The organism is Desulfatitalea alkaliphila (assembly GCF_022968795.1).
Taxonomy (GTDB): Bacteria; Desulfobacterota; Desulfobacteria; order Desulfobacterales; family Desulfosarcinaceae; genus Desulfatitalea; species Desulfatitalea alkaliphila.
Genome location: NZ_JALJRB010000036.1, coordinates 12,277 through 29,565, shown reverse-complemented (window position 1 = coordinate 29,565; position 17,289 = coordinate 12,277). Strand labels below are relative to the sequence as shown.

Sequence of the window (17,289 nt, the reverse complement as noted above, 5' to 3'; positions counted from 1 at the left end):
CTCAGGGCACGTAGAGGCCGGCCTTTATCGGCAGATAGAGGGAAAGGGCGGGCAGCAGGGTCAGCAGGGCCAGCACCACCACATCCATCACCACGTAGGGGATGGCCTCCTTGGCCACGCTGTCCACGTCGCCTTTGATCAGGTTGGCTGCCGTAAAGAGGTTGACCCCCACCGGCGGCGTGGCCTGGCCCACGGCCAGTGCGGTGATGAAAATGACGCCGTACCAGACCGGATCGATGCCGAAGGCCTTGAGCACCGGGATCAGGATCGGCATGAGCAGATAGCAGATACTGATGGCGTCCAGCACCATGCCCAGGGCCAGGAGGAGCACATTGACCAGCAGAATCATCACCATGGCGTTGGGCGAGATGGAAACGATCCACCCGGCCACCGTATCGATCACCCCGATGACCGAAGCGGTCCAGGTGAACAACCCGGCGAACACTACGATGAACATAATTACCGAACTGGTGACGGCCGCGTCCACCAGCATCTCCACCATGTCGCGCCAACGAATGGAGCGGTAGATGAATACCGCCACGAAGAGACTGTAGAAGACCGCCACCACCGCCGCCTCGGTGGGCGTGAAGATGCCCGAGTAGATGCCGCCGAGAATCACCACCGGCGCCAGCAGGGCCCAGATGGAGCGCAGGAAGGCGCGCCCCACCTCGGCGGCACTGCCCCGGTCGGCGATGCCGCGATAGCCCCGCCGCCGGGAGATCCAGTAGGCCACCAGTACGGTGCCGGCGCCGGTGATCAGCCCGGGCACGATGCCGGCGACGAACAGCGCGCTGACCGACACGCTGGTGATGTTGCCGTAGATGATGAAAGCGATGCTGGGCGGGATGATGATGGACAGATCGGCCGCATTGGCGATGGTGGCGCCGGCGAAACTTTTGCTGTAGCCGTGGCGCACCATGGGCGCCAGCAGGATCAGACCCACCGCCGCGGTGGTGGCCGGACCCGAGCCGGACAGCGATCCCCAGAAGATGCAGGTCAGCACGGCCACCATGGCCAGGCCGCCGGTGCTCTTGCCCACCAGCAGTTCGAAGAAGCGGGCGATGGTGGCCGCCAGGCCGGCCCGCTGCAGAATCACCCCCGCCAGTACGAAGAAGGGAATGGCCAGCAGGGGAAAAGAGGCGATGCCGGCGCTGAAGTTGACCCCCAGCATCTCGATGCCCAGGTTGAACTGGTAAATGGTGACCACCGCCGCAACCCCCAGGGAAACGGCAATGGGCACCCCCAGTGCCATCAGGAGCAGAAACACCGTGCTGATGACCACCATCTCCATCAGCGTTCCATCCTCTCGAGCTGCGCCAGGCGCGTGCGGGCGCCGCGGTAGATGCCCCGGAAGACGAAAACCGACAGCAGCGGCACCCCGGCATAGTAAATCCAGACCGGAATGCCCAAAGAGGGGCTGGTGGCCCGGAACAGGGTCATCTCGTCATAGATGGCCTGGATCATGTAGATGCACACCAGCACGAAGAGCGCGGCCCCCAACAGGGCGCTGAACACCACCAACCCCTTGCGCATGCGCGGCGGAAACAGGTTGTAGAAGGTCACCATGCCCAGCTGGGCGCCGCGCTCGAAGGCAATGCCCGTGCCCACCACCGTCATCCAGACGAACAGGTTGATGGTGATCTCCTCGGTGGCGCCGATGGAAAAGTGGATAAAGTAGCGGCTCAACACATTGACAAAGGCGATGGTCGCCATGGCCATGAGCAGAAGGGCCGCGATCCAGTGATCCACGCGGATGGGCCGCTTCCCCGTATGTTCCGGCTGGTCGTTCACCGCGCCATGTCCGCCTTGGCCTTGTTCACCAGGTCCTCGCCCAGGGTTTTGGCCCATTTGTCCAACACCGGCGCCGTGGCCTCGGCGAAGGCGGCCACCTGCGCATCGGTCAGGAAGCTCACCGTCATCCCCTTGGATTCCATGAACCGTACCGGATCGGGCACCTCCATGGTAAAATCGAAGAGATCCTTGAGTACCTTCTGCGAAACCCCGTCATCCAGGCCGGAGCGGGACAGGGCGATCTCGAAGCGGCCCGCCTCTTCGGCCGCCGCCTGAATGGCTTGCTGGATGTCGGCGGGAAAGGCCTCCCACTGCCGCTTGTTCCAGTAGATGATCAGGGGGTCCACCAGGTAGTTCCACATGGTGACGTGCTGGTGATACTGCCAGATCTGCACCGGCACCAACACCCCCACGGGGTTTTCCTGGCCCTCCACCACCCCTTGCTGGAATGCGGTCTGGGCATCACCCCAATTCATGTTGACCGGGTCGGCGCCCAACTGACGAAAGGTCTCCATGAACAGTGGATTACCCACCACCCGTATGCGCAACCCCTTCAGATCGGCGGGCGCCGTGATGGGGCGCTTGCTGTTGGTCAACTGGCGGAAACCGTTTTCCCCCCAGGCCAAGGGCTGCAACCCCACCCGCTCCAGGGCGGCGAACACCGCCGCGCCGGTCTCGCCGGCCTTCATCTTGTCCAGATTCTCGAAGGTGTTGACGAAAAAAGGAAGGTGAAAAATGTTGGCTTCCCCCACCACCGGGGAAATGTTGATGGTGGACTCGAAGGCGCAGTCGATCACGCCGCGGGCCACCATCTGGGCGGCATTGAGCTGGGCCCCTTGCAGCAAGGCGCTGCCGAAGTAGGGTTTGACATTGATGCGTCCGTCCGTCTTCTCGGCCACCAGCTCGGCGAACTTGGTGGCCCCCATGCCCCAGTAGAAAGAAGGCCCCACATTGACCTGCAGCCGATACTCCTTTTTAAAATCGGCGGTCAGTCCGGCGGCAGGCAGCATCACCACCGCAGCGGCCATGACGGCGGTCACCCAAACGATTCCACAGCGCAAACACCTGTTCCAATTCCGCATCATAGGTTCCCTCCTCTTGCGGCGTCCCGCCGGGCAACCCGTGCTCCGGGCCGACGCCGATTGGGCGGCTGTTCCCCACAGGTGCGGCTGTATCCGTGGGGCGCACGCCGGATCATTATGAATTCAGGGCTATAGTGATAAACCGGAGGATGCGCGTCAAGATAAAAATACGATGGCAAGGGATGTTGCTGATTGGAGCGTTTGGTGGTAGGTCCGAATCACATCTTAAAGTGGAGGACCGCCCATGAACGAGCGAGAGCAATTTACGCCCCTGTCAGCCAACTTCAGGGCCGCGTTGATCGCGAAATCCCCCAGCGTGCACCCCTTCTGGGCCCTTTTGGGCATGACCCTGGTGGATGTCAAGAAGGGTTGGGCATTGGTGCGGTTGCCTTTTGGAGAGAAATTGACCCAGGCCGACGGCATCGCCCACGGAGGTTCGATCTTCGCGGCCGCCGATGCGGCCGTCGGGGTGGCCCTGCTGGGGATGATCGACCGCAGTGAAACCATCGTCACCCTGGAGATGAAGATCAACTATCTCAAGCCGTTTGTCCGAGGCGCCCTTCTGGCCGAAGCGCAGATCGTCCAGAAAGGCGCCCGTACCGCACTGGGTGAGGTCACGGCAACCACCGAAGTGGGCGACTTGATCGCCAAGGGTTCGGCGACCTACATGATTCTGCAGAAGTAAAACAGCCGGAGCACCCTACACCAACACCTTATAGGTGCACATCTTGCAGGTGACCCCTTCGTTCTTCAGGTAGTCCGTCTCGTACATACCGGTCAATTCCCAGGCGTTTTGCTGCTCGAGTTCGATCATGTGCTGGCGGTAGCCGTAATCTTCGTAGGCCCCCTCGCGAATGGTGAAGCAGATGAAGCCGCCGGGCTTGGTGATGCGGATCAATTCGTCGAAGGCGTTGGCCTTGACGTGGCCGTAGGTGAAGGTGCCGGTGCAAACGACGGCATCGTAGCTGTTGTCCTGCATCTCCAACGGATGGCTCAAATCGGCCTGGATGTGATTGCGGTAGATCTGCTTGCGCTCCGCCTCGTCAAGCATCTCCTTGGAATAGTCCAGGGCGTCCATGGTCGAATAGCCCATCTTGACAAGCTCTTCACCCACCAAACCGGTGCCGCAGCCCGCATCCAGGATGCAGGCGTCTTTGCGGTCGAGCGCCTTGTCCAGAGCCTCGGCGGAGGCAATGTGCGCCACGTAACCGAAACGGCCCACCGTATCGTTGTCGTAATCGCCGGCCCAATCCTTGTAGGCATCCATCAGCTCTGTGTGATTCTGGGCCGTATATACTTTGTCCAGTGTTTGGTTGTTGCTAACCATTGTACACTCCTTCTTGGTGCTTGGTGCTGGTTACTTGGCATTGCGCCGCGGGTAGCTGTCCGCAATCAGTTGGCGAGGACTTTGTAGGTGCAGAATTTGGCGGTCACCTTTTCATTGACCAAGTAATCCGCCTCCCGCAGCTCCTGTAGCTCCCATTGGGACGAAGCTTCCAATTCCAGCATCTTTTCGCGGTAATTGTACTCCTCGTAGGCACCGTCGCGAATGGTGAAACAGATGTAACCGCCGGGTTTGGTCACCCGCAGCAACTCCTCGAAGGCTTCCGGCCCGACATGGGCATAGGTGAAAGTGCCCACGCAGATGGTGGCATCGTAACTGTTGTCCGGAATTTCCAGTCCCTCGTTGAGATCCTCCTGGAACAGCTTTTTGTATACCGACTTTTTCTCGGCCTCCACCAGCATATCCTCGGAGTAGTCCATGGCATCGATGTTCTTGTAGCCTTTGTGCTTGAGAAACTCGCCCACCAGGCCGGTACCGCAACCGGCATCGAGCACCCTGCACCCTTTGGAATTGAGATAACCGTCGAGCATGGAGACAGCCGTCTGGGGCCCCACATAGCCCATCACCTTGATCGTGTCCCGGTCATACAGTTCGGCCCACTCGCCATAGGCATCGGCCAGTTCTTGCGCCGTTTTGGCTTCATAGGTGGCTTCCCACAGTTTCGGTGTCTCTTGTTTCGCTTCCATTGAACCTCCTTGTTTGCGGCGCGCCGCCGCGATGACCGCCAGGCGCCGCGCCTTGTCCATGCGTTCCGGTTGCATGTGTATTGGATTGGTTTGTCACGAAAAGTGGCGCGCGTCGGATACATCCCCATGGTGGTGAGCACCGCAAGCGCCGAAGGGCACAACACGAAGCAATTAAAATGCCAACGCGGCAAGGCATGAACACCCGAGGATGTGTCAACACATCGTAATCATTTACTTTTATATTATTGATTGTGCCTTCGCCCTCGGTTCACTCGGATTGAAAATTCGAGGCGATGGCGCAAACACGAGCAAAATCGGCCGGTCGCGGCAGGACGCACCCTATTATCGGGTAACTTTTTCTCATTGCAGTTTTTGCATTGAACACCATGGCCGAACGAGCGCACCGGTCCCGATCACAAGCTTGCTTTCCGTGCAACCTTCTGATATGGGTCGGAACCATGAATTCCCGCTGATCCACTATTGTTGCCTCTACCATCCTGTGCATATTTTTCCCGAACCCATTAAGGATATCCCAATTGGAACCACGACCATCGGCAAAACCCCGCATCATCTGCGTTGACAAAGGCCGCCAACTGGCCCGCCAAGTCCTGACTATTTTCGGCGAGGAGAATGTCACCCTGGCCTATGAACGCAGCCTGGACGAAGTGCTCGACCGCTTCGAGCGGGCGGTTTTCGACCTGATGCTCTTTTCCAGCAGTGTGGCCCATGACCACATCAACAATGCCATGGACATCCTGGAGTTGGTTTCGGCCAAGTGCCCCGCCACCCAGATCCTTTTCCTGGCCGATCCCGGCCGACTCAAGATCGCGCACCAGGCGCTGCGTGCCGGCGTTTTCCACTATGCGGTGCTGCCGGTCAGCGACGAAGAACTGAAACTGCTCATCGAAACCGCATTGGAAAAAGCGCCCCAAATGGGACCCAACAGGCTGCTGAAATCCGAGGGCGAAAGAACCACCTTCGAAAGCATGGTGGGCCGTTCCGCCGCCATGCAGCATGTTTACCGCCAGATCCGCCAGGCCGCGGCCACCGACATCCCGGTACTGCTCTCCGGCGAAACCGGCACGGGCAAGGAGCTGGCCGCCCGCGCCATCCATGAATTGAGCGCCCGCGCAATGCGACCGTGCGTGCCGGTCCATATCGGTTCCCTGCCCGGTGACCTGGTGGCCAGCGAGCTGTTCGGTCATGAAAGCGGCGCCTTCACCGGCGCCACCAGGCAGCGCAAGGGCTCCTTCGAAGTGGCCGACGGCGGCACGGTCTTTCTGGATGAGATCGCCACCATCGACAGCAAAATGCAGATCAGTTTGTTGCGCCTGCTGGAAACCCAGGAGTTTTGCCGTATCGGCAGCCAGGAGGTGCAGTCGGTGGATGTGCGCGTGATCGCGGCCACCAACGCCGACCTGGCCGAGGAGATCCGCCGCGGCCGATTCAGGGAAGATTTATACTACCGGCTCGATGTGCTGCATCTGACCATGCCGCCGCTGCGCGAGCGGCACGGCGATATCAACTTGCTGGTGGACCATTTGATCAAGGAAGCTTGCGACGATTTTCAGAAGACCATTCGCGGCATCTCCAGCGATTTCATCAGTTGCCTGGAGGCCTACGCCTGGCCCGGCAACGTCCGGGAGCTGAAAAATGTGATTCAGCGGGCGGTGATCTCCTGCCCGGGCGATATCCTGGAGCCCGCGCAACTGCCCGCCCGCATCAGCCGGCTGCAGAACGAGGACATGACCATGACCATCCGCATCGGCATGTCCATGGAGGAGGTGCAAAAGGAGTTGATCGCCCGCACCCTGCAATACACCAATTACAACCGCACCCGCGCCAGTGAAATCCTGGGCATCTCCCGTCGCTCCCTCTACACCAAGATCCAACGCTTCAACCTGCCGGCCGGCAAGTCGGAACAGCTCAAGAAATAGAACATCACAGGCCGCCCACCATGTCGCCACGCCCTATTCTCTGTCCATAAACCACCGGCCTATCGCCCGCGTCCTGTGATGCGCACGATGCGGTCATCGCCCGCACGGGTACGGCCGCGGCCGTCGCGGTTGGAAGTCAGCAAATAAAGGCGGTCGTCGGGGCCCACCACCGTATCCCGCAAACGACCGAAGGTGGTGTCGCCGTGGTCCGGGTCGAACCAGCGCTCGATGGCCGTCACTTGAAAGCTGCCCTCCTGTTGCGCCAGTTGAATACGGATCAGCGCACGGCTGCGCAGGGTGGCCACGAAAAGGTCGCCGCCCCAGAAGGCCATGCCCCCTGGCGGAGTGGCCTGTTCCCACATGATCAGGGGATCGATATAGGGCGGCCGGTCGGCCTTGCCCACGGTCCGTGGCCAGCCGTAGTTGCCCCCCTTCTCTATCAGATTGATGATATCCCGGCCGCGCAGACCATACTCGCCCGACGGGCCGTGCTCCGATGAGAAAAGCGCGCCGGTGCCCGGATGCCAGGCCAGGCCCTGGGGGTTGCGGTGGCCCAGGGAGTAGACCGGCGATCCCTCCGTGGGATTGTCCGCCGGAATGGCGCCGTCGGGGGTCAAACGCAATATCTTGCCGGCCAGGGAGTCGGCATCCTGGGCCAGCTCGGCTTGCCAAATGTCGCCGGTGGTGACGTAAAGCATGCCGTCGGGGCCGAATCCGATCCGCCCGCCGTTGTGCACACGGTGGCCCGGAATATCGTCGATGATCACCCGGTCCAGGGTGGCCCGCTCGCCTTCGTGACGCAACCGCACCACCCGGTTGGCGGGCCGCCCCCCCTCCCGATAGGTGTGCATGGCATAGATGTAGGGCACATCGGGAAATCGGGGATGAACGGCCAGGCCCATCAGACCGCCCTCCCCGGTGTGCAGCACCTCAGGCGCCGCATAAGCATCCGGCAGGAGTCGTCCCTCAACAATCCGCCGAATCCGCCCCGGCCGCTCACTTACCAGGGCCTCGGTTGGCGAGAGAAAAACCAGGGACCAGGGAATCTCCAATCCTTCGATCCAGGTCTCCACGACATAGTCGTTCAGTTCGGATCGCTGGGTATCCGGCACCGTCTGGGGCGTCCCGCCGACCACCGGATCCGCATGAACGGCACCGGCCGACAACGACAGCACGACCAGCCAGGCCACGACAACGCGCCGGCAATAATCCTTAAGTTGCATTCGCCCACCTCCTTGGATTGATGCGCAAAATGTATGAAATACGCATCGCATCCACTCTCTACGATGCGCCGAAACGCCACCTCAGCCACACCCGACAATGAACCTGCCACCATCGCATCTTTCGGTCTTCCACCATTGTCGGGGAAATGGTATGCCTGCGCAGTGGTCGCGGGCACACAACAAAAAACCGCCATGCACCGACCACGCCACAAAGATTCACAAGCAAGAACCCACAAGAGCATTATAGAGATGATCATCGCCGCCGACAACCTGCGCGTCACCCAGCCGACCATCGCCAAGGCCATCGAACAGCTGGATCCGGCCCCCATTGCCGCCATGGCGCGCCGTTGCGCGGAAGCCGGCGCGGATTGGATCGACATCAACCCCGGCCCCTTGAACCGCGATCCGGTAGGCCGCATGACCTTCCTGGTGGAGACCGTCTGCGCCGTCACCACCCTGCCGCTGATGCTGGACACGGTCAATCCCGCCGCCATGGCCGCCGGCCTGGCCGCAGGTCGCAGCAACCGCGTCATTCTCAACGGCTTCTCCCTGGAGCCGGCCAAACTGGCGCAAATTCTGCCCCTGGCGGGCCAATACGGCTGTGATATCGTCGGCTACCTGCTGACCCCCGACAGCCAGGTGCCCGTCAGCGAAGAGGAGTGCATCGCCGTCGCCTTGGACCTGTACAGCGCCTTTCAAGCAACCGGCCTGTCCGACGCGCAACTGATCATCGATCCGGTGGTCGCTCCGCTGATCTGGGCCGATGGCCCCCGGCACAACCGGCACCTGCTCACCCTGCTGCGCACCCTTCCGGACCTGCTCGGTTTTCCAGTGCGCACCATCGCCGGACTCTCCAACCTGACCGCCGGCCGCATGCCCGGCAAAATCAAACAGGCCATGCAGCGCACCTTCCTCCCCATGCTGGCCGCCGCCGGCCTGAACATCGGCCTGCTGGACATCGATCACCCGGACACCGTCCTAACCGCCCGCACCTGCACCCAACTCCTCGAAAATGACATCATCGCATAGTTCGGGGACGCGTATTCGCCTTCTCATATCCCTTTCTCACCGTAAAAAGGCTTATTCCCATGTTAGGGGCAATCGATTATAATAGAGTATTGGATGGAAAATGTGCATATTCCCGATCGGCTTGACCCACTTGGCAATCGCGGAGGCTTTCTCGAGCCGCACAAGCACGCAATTTTTGATTTCTACAAGGAGGATCCATGGCCGTCATCACAATAGCTCGCCAATTCGGGGCAGGTGGTCGAACACTTGGATTGCGATTGGCCAACGCGCTGGGTTACCGGTTTCTTGACGATGTGGTGATTCACGAGCTGGCGCGACGGGTCAATGTTACCCACGAAGCGGTTCAAGACATTGAAAATATAGCCGGCGGCTTCTTTTCCAAAGCCGTTACCGCCATGTTGAGCAAAAGCTACATGGACCGAATGACTGGGGAAGAGTTTGGCTATATTGACGAAACCATTTATGCTAAGACACTGAAAGAAGTCATCTTGGACCTGGCAAAAAATGACAATATCATTTTGCTGGGTAGAGGTTCGCCACTTTTTCTGGAAGGCCACCCCAAAACGCTCCATTTTTTGCTTGTTGCAGAAAAGAAGGATCGCGTGGCATTTATACGAGAGCATTACAATCTCACCGCTGCGGAAGCAGAAAAGGACGTTGAAATTGGGGACAAAAAGCGGCGAAACTTATATTCTTTGTTCAAGAACTACAACTATAAAGATCCCTTGCATTACCATATGGTCTTCAATGCAAGCCTAATGACGCTCGATGAAATACTGCAAGAGATTGTAACATTTGTCCAACGATCGAGAGGTGAGTAAATATATTCGGGGACGTTCGGGGGGACGCCCTTAACTTTTTAACTTACCGCCCAAAAAAAGGCAGTAAGTTAAAAAGTTAAGGGCGTCCCCCCCTGCTCTGCTATCAACAGCCCCTCATTTTACTGCCCATGGATTGGAATTGACATATCTTTGAAAGGCCGCAGTTTTTTGTTGCTTTCTATGGCCATCGAAGCATACGTGCTTACAGGGATGGCTGTTTGAGCCAAACAGTCCTCTCAGCGAAGGAACTTCCGACCCATGACGGACAATCCGCGGAACCGTATCGAGCAAAACAGCGTGTGGACCACTTTGCGACAGTGGTTCGATTCCGAAGCGCAAACAACTGCTTCAGGCCCACCGGCTTCTCCTTATACCGTGGATTGGCTGCGCGCCGTACCCCTCATTCTGGTCCACCTCATGTGCCTGCTGGTGTTCTGGGTCGGGGTCAGCCCAACGGCACTGGTGGTGGCCGCGGTGCTCTACCTGGTAAGGATGTTTGCCATCACCGGCATCTATCACCGATACTTCTCCCATAGAACTTACAAGGTCAATCGGGTATGGCAGTTTGTGTTCGCGCTGGCGGGCAGCAGCGCCATGCAGCGCGGTCCCTTGTGGTGGGCCGCCCACCACCGCCATCACCACCGCTGTGCCGATCAGCCGGATGATCCCCATTCACCGGTCCAGCACGGCTTCTGGTGGAGCCATGTGGGCTGGATCCTGTCGCCGGCCAATTTTCCCACCCGCTGGCCCTATGTGAAGGACTGGGCCCGGTTTCCGGAGCTGCGCTGGCTCAACCGCTGGGACATCTTGATGCCGCTTGTTCTGGCCGCCTTTCTCTACGGATTGGGCGAACTGCTGGCCGCCGTCGCACCCGGGCTGCGAACCAACGGCCCGCAACTGTTGATTTGGGGCTTTGCCGTCTCCACCATCGTGCTGCTGCACGCCACCATGACCATCAACTCCATCGACCACCTCATCGGCACCCGACGCTACGACACGCCGGACCACAGCCGCAACAACGCCCTGCTGGCCCTGATCACTCTGGGGGAGGGGTGGCACAACAACCATCATCACTATCCCATCTCGGCGCGCCAGGGCTTTTTCTGGTGGGAGGTCGACATCACCTATTACATTCTGCGCCTGATGGTGTTGCTGGGCATCGTGTCCGATTTGCGGCCTTTGCCTGCCAATGTTCGCAACGGCCGCAAATCGGGCCGGCCATCGGCCATGGGCGCCGAAGAACAAGGGCGTTGAAGCCCCACGTCGCTGCAATGGACCGCTGCCCGGCAGCGATCATAAAAGGAAAAATGGTATGCGTATCGCAATCATCGGTGGCGGCATCAGCGGGATGACAGTGGCCCACCTGCTTTGCAAAGACCACAGGGTGACCCTTTTCGAAGCCGACCGCCGCATCGGCGGTCACACCCACACCGTTTCCGTGACCGCCGAAGACGGACGCCGCCATGCGGTGGACACCGGCTTCATCGTTTTCAATGAGGCCACCTATCCCAACTTCATCCGGTTAATGCGGCACCTCGGGGTGGCCTGGCAACCGTCGGACATGAGTTTCAGCGTGCAGTGCGAACGCAGCGGGCTGCTCTACTCGCCCAAATCCCTGAAAGCCCTTTTCGTGCAGCGGAAAAACTTGTTGCGCCCGGCTTTCCAGCGCATGCTTTTCGACGCCCTGCGCTTCCGGCAAGCGGCCCGGCGGCTGATGGCGTCCGGCGACGACAGGACCACCCTGGGCCATTATCTGCGCAGCAATCGTTACGGCCCCCTGTTCATCGAAAAATTCCTGGTGCCCATGGGCAGTGCCATCTGGTCCTCCGATCCCAGGCGGTTCCTGGATTTCCCGGTCAGCTACCTGGCCCGCTTCTTCCACAACCACGGATTTCTCAACGCCCTGCACCAACCCCGTTGGCTCGCCATCCAGGGCGGCTCCCACCGCTACATCCCGCCGCTGACAGGCCCTTACCGGGAGCGCATCCGGCTCGACAGCCCGGTCACTGCCGTGCGCCGGGCCTCCGACGGCGTGGACATCACCGTTTCCGATCACCCCCCCGAAAGGTTCGACCAAGTGGTGATCGCCGCCCACAGCGATCAGGCCCTGCGCATGCTGGCCGACCCCAGCGACGCCGAACGGGCCGTGCTGGGCGCCATTCCCTACCAGGAGAATTTGACGGTCCTGCACACCGACGCCCGTCTGCTGCCGCCGGCGCCCATCGCGCGGGCCAGTTGGAACTACCATATTCCGGTAGCGCCCATGGGCCGCGTGGCCCTGACCTACTACATGAACCGCCTGCAGCAACTGGATGCCTCTGAGCACTACTGCGTCACCCTCAACCGCCCGGAGGCCGTGGCTCCCGAACGACGCATCGCGAGCATGCTCTACCACCACCCGATCTACGATCCACCCGGTCTGCAGGCCCGCCGGCAATGGGAAAGCATCAGCGGCCGCAACCGCACCCACTACTGCGGCGCTTATTGGGGCTACGGCTTCCACGAAGACGGCGTCAACAGCGCCCTGGCCGTCGCCAACCATTTCGGAAAGGCCCTGCCATGATGCACAGCGCCATTTACGAAGGGTGGGTGCGCCACCGGCGCTTTCAACCCACCAGCAACCGTTTCCGCTACCGCTTGTTCCTGATGTACCTGGACTTGGCGGAACTGGACCCCCTGTTTGCAGTGCATCCCCTCTGGTCCCACACCCGTCCCAATATCGCCTGGTTCAAACGCCAGGACCACCTGGGCGATCCGCGCACCCCCCTGGACACCGCCGTTCGGGAACTGGTGGCGCGACACACCGGCATCCGCCCCGAAGGTCCCATCCGGCTGCTGACCCACCTGCGCTACTTCGGCTACTGCTTCAACCCGGTCAGCTTTTACTACTGCTTCGACCGCCGGGATCAGTGCCTGGAAACCATCGTGGCCGAAGTGCACAACACCCCCTGGAAGGAGGAACAGCTCTATGTATTGCGCCGGGACGACAACCAGCACCCCGCTGCCCATTGGCGCCAATACCGTTTCGCCAAGCAAATGCACGTGTCGCCTTTCATGGCCATGGATCTGGCCTACGATTGGCGCTTCCGCGTGCCCGGCGACCGGCTCAACGTGCACATGATCGTCGGCGAGACGGGCGGCCGGCGGCTGTTGGACGCTACCCTGGCCCTGCACCGACGGGAAATCACCCATCGCCGGTTGACCGGCGTTCTGCTCCATTATCCCTTGATGACCACCAAGGTTTGGACCCTGATTCACTGGCAAGCCCTGCGCCTCTTTCTCAAGGGCACACCGGTCCACACCCATCCCAAGAAATTGGCGGCGGCACCGGAAAGCGCTTGCTGAGCCGATCGATCGCATCCGCCCGGTCACCGGCCGGCCACCTGTTATCCTGGTGCGCTTGGCGGCCTTGGCGCAGGACTACCACTTCCCCCCCATTAAGCCCCCGATGGGCTTGGATTGACAGGTTGACCTCACGCAGCATCTTTTACGCAACACATTCGGATCAAGCGTAAAGAAAAAGGGTAGTTCAAAGGTCCAACGGCAAACCTCATCACATCCAGGAGGGCATGTTATGAGCATCGTGAAACTGGCTGCCGTAACCGGCAGCATGGCGGCGGGATTCCTGATCGTGGATCTACTCTGGTTGGGCATTTTCGCCAAGGGTTTTTACCAGCGGCAGATCGGGCATCTCATGGCGGATCAGGTCAATTGGCCGGCGGCGCTTCTGTTCTATGCCGTTTACATGGTCGGCATTCTCTTCTTTGCCGTTCTGCCGGCGAATTCGATCGGGCAGGCGCTGCTTTTGGGAGCGGCCCTGGGATTCCTGGCATACGCCACCTACGATTTGACCAACTGGGCCGTGCTCAAGGATTGGCCGCCGGCCATGGTCGCAGTGGATCTGGTCTGGGGCACGGTGTTGACCGGCTTGACCGCAGCCATCGGCTATTACGTTGCCCGACAATGGCCGACGAACGGGTAGTAAAAGTGGCGCCGCAATGGCCTGCAAACGCCCTTGAAAGCAGGGAATATAGGAGGAAAACCAACATGACCACATCGATCATGCCCGACCGCACGACGGCCGCAGCCCGTTTCTCTTCAGGACACCTGGCGCCCTTGGCCCGCAACCTGGTGATGGGCCGGATGGCCGGCATCCGTAATGGACGCTTGGCGGTCATTGCAAATGGTGAAACGCTTGATTTCGGCAGCAGCGAGGGGCCGCTGCCCTTAACCGCCATCCTGGAGGTTCACGACCCCCGTTTCTGGACCGCCACCGCCTTCGGCGGCAGCATCGGCGCCGCCGAAAGTTACATGGACGGGCATTGGACCAGCAACGACCTCACCGCGCTTTTCAGGATCATCCTGCGCAATCCCGACGCCTTCCAGGGACTGGACCGGGGAACAGGCAGACTGACCGCGCCCCTGCACCGCCTGTTCCACCTGCTGCGGCGCAACACCCGACGGGGCAGCCGCCGTAACATCGCCGCGCACTACGACCTGGGCAACGACTTTTACCGGTTGTTTCTGGACGAGACCATGACCTACTCCGCCGGCATCTTCCCCGACGCGCAAAGCACCTTGCAAGCCGCCTCCTTGAACAAGTACGATCGCATCGCCCGCAAACTGGGTCTCACGGACAAAGATCACGTGATCGAAATCGGCGGCGGCTGGGGCGGCTTTGCCGAATACGCCGCCACCCACTTCGGCTGCCGGGTGACCACCACCACCATCTCCGATGCGCAGTACCGTTATGCCAAGCAGCGGATCGCCGCCGCCGGATTGTCGGACCGGGTGCAAGTGCTGCAAAAGGACTACCGCGATCTCAATGGCCGCTACGACAAACTGGTCTCCATCGAAATGATCGAAGCGGTGGGCCACCAGTACCTCGGCGATTTCTTCGCCGCCTGCAGTGGGCTGCTCAAGCCTGCAGGTACGATGGCCCTGCAGGCCATCACCATCACCGATCAGGTCTACGACCAGCATGTGCACTCCGTGGACTTCATCAAGCGCTACATCTTCCCCGGCTCTACCATCCCCTCCACTACCGCCATGCTCCAGGCGGTGACCCGGCGCAGCGACATGCGTCTCTTCCACCTGGAAGAGATCGGCCCCCACTATGCCCGCACCCTGGCCGCCTGGCGCCGCAACTTCATGGACCGTCTGGAGGACGTGCGCCGCCTCGGCTACCCCGAAAGCTTCATCCGCATGTGGGAATTCTACCTCGCCTACTGCGAAGCGGGATTCGCCGAACGCTACCTGGGCAATGTCCAGATGGTACTCGCGAAACCCTTGGCTCGAGAGGCGCCGATTTTACCGGCGATTGAGATCGACGCCGTGCAGCAATAAACCCGCCTGTCAATAACTCCCTACCGTGGGCAAAATGGCATTCGATTGTGGATCGTAGGCGGTAAGAAGCAGTCCTGGCTGATGAACACCTTGATGACGAACAGAGGGGGAGGCCCCTCTGTTCGTCTTTGCACTACCGGAAGCAAGCAGCCTATTAGATCTTCTATTTGTTTCGGTCGTTGTATCAACGTTTCTGCAACAGGTAATGGGAAACCAACCACTCATTGCCCCGCCGGTAGCCCCACAATTCGGCACAAGCCATGAAGAAGATGCGCCAACGTTGCAGCCACAGTTCGGTGTCGGTTCCATAGACCGGTTCAATAATCCGGCGCACCACCGCACGATGGCGGTCCAGGTTGGTCAGCCAGGCGTTGGCTGTGTCGCGGTAGTGGCGGCCGTTGACCACGTGGTGGGTTTGCACCCGGAAATGGTCCTGGAAGTAGAGCAGCAAATCGTCGGAGGGCATCATGCCTCCGGAGAAGAAGTAGCGCCCCATCCAGTTGTCTTCCCCGCCGGTTTCGAAGGGGTAAACCAATTCCCGGTGCGTGAAGATGTGAATGAACAGCTTGCCCCCCGGGGTCAGCCAGCCGGCGATGCGCGACAACAATCGCTGCCAGTTGCGCATGTGCTCGAACATCTCCACCGAGACCACCCGGTCGAAAAGTTGATCGGTGTCGAAATCGTTCATGTCGGCGGTGAGCACCGTCAGGTTGTCGAGCCCTTCCCGCCGGCATGCCGCCTTTATGAATTCCGCCTGTGCACTGGAATTGGAAACCGCCGTGATGGCCGTCCGCGGGTAGTGGCGGGCCATCCAGAGGGAGAGGGCACCCCAGCCGCAGCCCAGCTCCAGCACCTTCATACCGTCGGCCAGTTCGGCCCGCTCACAGGTCAGCTGCAGCATGGCCGCCTCGGCGGAGTCCAGGGTGTCGACCCCGGACGGCCACCAACAGCCGCTGTATTTGCGATGGCGGCCCAGCACCTGCTCGAAGAAAGCCGGCGGCAGCGCGTAGTGCTGATCGTTGGCCCGCTCCGGCACGATGGCGATGGGCGCCGCGTGCATGTGGCGGATGAAAGCCTGTTTGCGAGCCATGCGCGCCGCTGCGCCGCCACGCCCCTCCTGGAATAGACGCACGGCATCCAGCAATCGGATGCCCCATCGGATGACCCGGTCGGGCAGCACCCCCCGGTCGGCCATGGCGGCCAGACGGCCCAACAGCAACTGCAGGGGCGAAGTGGAAAACCACGGCACCAGGGCGCTGGTGCGCCGCTGGTAATCGGCATATGCGGGCCGGGTGGCCAGCATGGTTTTCTCGGTGAGGGCCACGCCTGTCAGGCGCACCAGCACATAGGTGATCAGCAGGGGCCCGATTACGGTGAGCCAGCCGCCGGGTACCGAAACGGCCATGAAAAAGAGACCCCACCAGATCAATATTTCGCCGAAGTAGTTGGGGTGTCGGCTGTAGGCCCACAGGCCGCGATCCATGATCCGTCCGCGGTTGGCCGGATCGGCCTTGAAGCGCGCCAACTGCCGATCCGCAACGGCCTCGAAGGTCATCCCGACCAGCCACACCACCAACCCCAGCACATCCCACGCGGTCCATCGCGCCGGTTCCGGGGCCATGACGGCCACCTGCAGCGGCAGGGCGATGACCCACAGCACGGCCGCCTGCAGCAGAAACACCTTGAACAGGCTGATCCACCAGAAACCGGGGCCGGTCGCGGTCCGCCAGGCGGCGTAGCGGGGATCTTCGCCCTTGCCCCGGTTGCGCTGGTGCAGGTAATGGCTCAAGCGCAAACCCCAGACCGTGGTCATCAAGACCATGGGCCAGGCGCGGCCGGCATAACCTTCGGCCCCCATCAAGCTAAGCCAGGCCAGCATGACGAACCCCAGCCCCCAGAGGGTGTCCACCACGGTCACGTTGCGGCGGGCCGTGCTGATGCCCCACCCCACCGTCATCAGGGCGGCGACGGCCGCCAGGTTGGTCAGCAGAACCATTGCATAAGACGCCATGGCAGTCCTCCTTTCCGT

General features: G+C 60.8%; 16 protein-coding genes. 9 read left to right on the top strand and 7 right to left on the bottom strand.

Features of this window, described 5'->3' with window-relative positions; translation table 11 throughout:
• Position 1 precedes the first annotated feature (1 nt).
• Genes MRX98_RS20110 through MRX98_RS20100 form a run of 3 tightly spaced genes read right to left on the bottom strand, consistent with a single transcriptional unit; the run spans position 2 to position 2,831 of the window.
• A complete protein-coding gene (locus MRX98_RS20110) occupies positions 2-1,291 on the bottom strand; it encodes a TRAP transporter large permease (protein WP_246914411.1) in 1,290 nt (429 codons plus the stop codon).
• On the bottom strand, positions 1,291-1,791 hold the full coding sequence (locus MRX98_RS20105) for a TRAP transporter small permease (protein ID WP_246914409.1): 501 nt from the start codon (positions 1,789-1,791) through the stop codon (positions 1,291-1,293). The genes MRX98_RS20110 and MRX98_RS20105 overlap by 1 nt, the downstream gene beginning before the upstream one ends.
• Complete coding sequence (locus tag MRX98_RS20100) at positions 1,788-2,831, bottom strand: DctP family TRAP transporter solute-binding subunit (RefSeq protein WP_246914408.1); 1,044 nt, start codon at positions 2,829-2,831, stop codon at positions 1,788-1,790. The genes MRX98_RS20105 and MRX98_RS20100 overlap by 4 nt, the downstream gene beginning before the upstream one ends.
• Before the next feature lie 286 nt (positions 2,832-3,117).
• Between MRX98_RS20100 and MRX98_RS20095 the strand changes: the two genes are divergently transcribed.
• Positions 3,118-3,558 carry a PaaI family thioesterase gene (locus MRX98_RS20095; protein WP_246914406.1) on the top strand — a complete coding sequence of 147 codons (441 nt, stop codon included), beginning with the start codon at positions 3,118-3,120 and terminating at the stop codon, positions 3,556-3,558.
• A 15-nt stretch (positions 3,559-3,573) separates the two neighbouring features.
• Here MRX98_RS20095 and MRX98_RS20090 read toward each other — a convergent pair whose 3' ends face one another.
• A complete protein-coding gene (locus MRX98_RS20090) occupies positions 3,574-4,200 on the bottom strand; it encodes a class I SAM-dependent DNA methyltransferase (protein WP_246914404.1) in 627 nt (208 codons plus the stop codon).
• A gap of 65 nt (positions 4,201-4,265) precedes the next feature.
• Positions 4,266-4,904 carry a class I SAM-dependent DNA methyltransferase gene (locus MRX98_RS20085; RefSeq protein ID WP_246914402.1) on the bottom strand — a complete coding sequence of 213 codons (639 nt, stop codon included), beginning with the start codon at positions 4,902-4,904 and terminating at the stop codon, positions 4,266-4,268.
• 536 nt (positions 4,905-5,440) lie between these two features.
• On the opposite strand from MRX98_RS20085, the gene MRX98_RS20080 reads away from it, so the two are divergent.
• Positions 5,441-6,841, top strand: a complete 1,401-nt coding sequence (locus MRX98_RS20080) for a sigma-54-dependent transcriptional regulator (RefSeq protein WP_246914400.1) — start codon at positions 5,441-5,443, stop codon at positions 6,839-6,841.
• A 59-nt stretch (positions 6,842-6,900) separates the two neighbouring features.
• On the opposite strand, the gene MRX98_RS20075 is transcribed toward MRX98_RS20080, so the two are convergent.
• Positions 6,901-8,064, bottom strand: a complete 1,164-nt coding sequence (locus MRX98_RS20075) for a PQQ-dependent sugar dehydrogenase (RefSeq protein ID WP_246914392.1) — start codon at positions 8,062-8,064, stop codon at positions 6,901-6,903.
• Between the two features lie 249 nt (positions 8,065-8,313).
• Here MRX98_RS20075 and MRX98_RS20070 point away from each other — a divergent pair, with 249 nt between their 5' ends.
• The 7 genes from MRX98_RS20070 to MRX98_RS20040 all read left to right on the top strand — a co-directional run bounded on the left by MRX98_RS20070 (position 8,314) and on the right by MRX98_RS20040 (position 15,260).
• Positions 8,314-9,093 carry a dihydropteroate synthase gene (locus MRX98_RS20070; protein ID WP_246914390.1) on the top strand — a complete coding sequence of 260 codons (780 nt, stop codon included), beginning with the start codon at positions 8,314-8,316 and terminating at the stop codon, positions 9,091-9,093.
• A 197-nt stretch (positions 9,094-9,290) separates the two neighbouring features.
• The gene (locus MRX98_RS20065; RefSeq protein ID WP_246914381.1) at positions 9,291-9,914 is read left to right on the top strand and encodes a cytidylate kinase-like family protein; all 624 of its coding nucleotides are present in this window, start codon (positions 9,291-9,293) and stop codon (positions 9,912-9,914) included.
• 258 nt (positions 9,915-10,172) lie between these two features.
• Positions 10,173-11,168, top strand: a complete 996-nt coding sequence (locus MRX98_RS20060) for an acyl-CoA desaturase (RefSeq protein ID WP_246914380.1) — start codon at positions 10,173-10,175, stop codon at positions 11,166-11,168.
• 58 nt (positions 11,169-11,226) lie between these two features.
• Entirely contained in the window at positions 11,227-12,477 is a 1,251-nt protein-coding gene (locus MRX98_RS20055) for an NAD(P)/FAD-dependent oxidoreductase (RefSeq protein ID WP_246914378.1), read from the top strand.
• Positions 12,474-13,259: a DUF1365 domain-containing protein gene (locus tag MRX98_RS20050; protein ID WP_246914376.1), complete on the top strand. Its 786-nt coding sequence runs from the start codon at positions 12,474-12,476 to the stop codon at positions 13,257-13,259. Before MRX98_RS20055 ends, MRX98_RS20050 begins: the two co-directional genes overlap by 4 nt.
• A gap of 229 nt (positions 13,260-13,488) precedes the next feature.
• The gene (locus MRX98_RS20045; protein WP_246914374.1) at positions 13,489-13,896 is read left to right on the top strand and encodes a DUF2177 family protein; all 408 of its coding nucleotides are present in this window, start codon (positions 13,489-13,491) and stop codon (positions 13,894-13,896) included.
• 65 nt (positions 13,897-13,961) lie between these two features.
• On the top strand, positions 13,962-15,260 hold the full coding sequence (locus MRX98_RS20040) for an SAM-dependent methyltransferase (RefSeq protein WP_246914372.1): 1,299 nt from the start codon (positions 13,962-13,964) through the stop codon (positions 15,258-15,260).
• A gap of 184 nt (positions 15,261-15,444) precedes the next feature.
• Here the strand turns inward: MRX98_RS20040 and MRX98_RS20035 are convergent, their stop codons facing one another.
• On the bottom strand, positions 15,445-17,271 hold the full coding sequence (locus MRX98_RS20035; protein ID WP_246914370.1) for a DUF1295 domain-containing protein: 1,827 nt from the start codon (positions 17,269-17,271) through the stop codon (positions 15,445-15,447).
• Between the last annotated feature and the right edge of the window lie 18 nt (positions 17,272-17,289).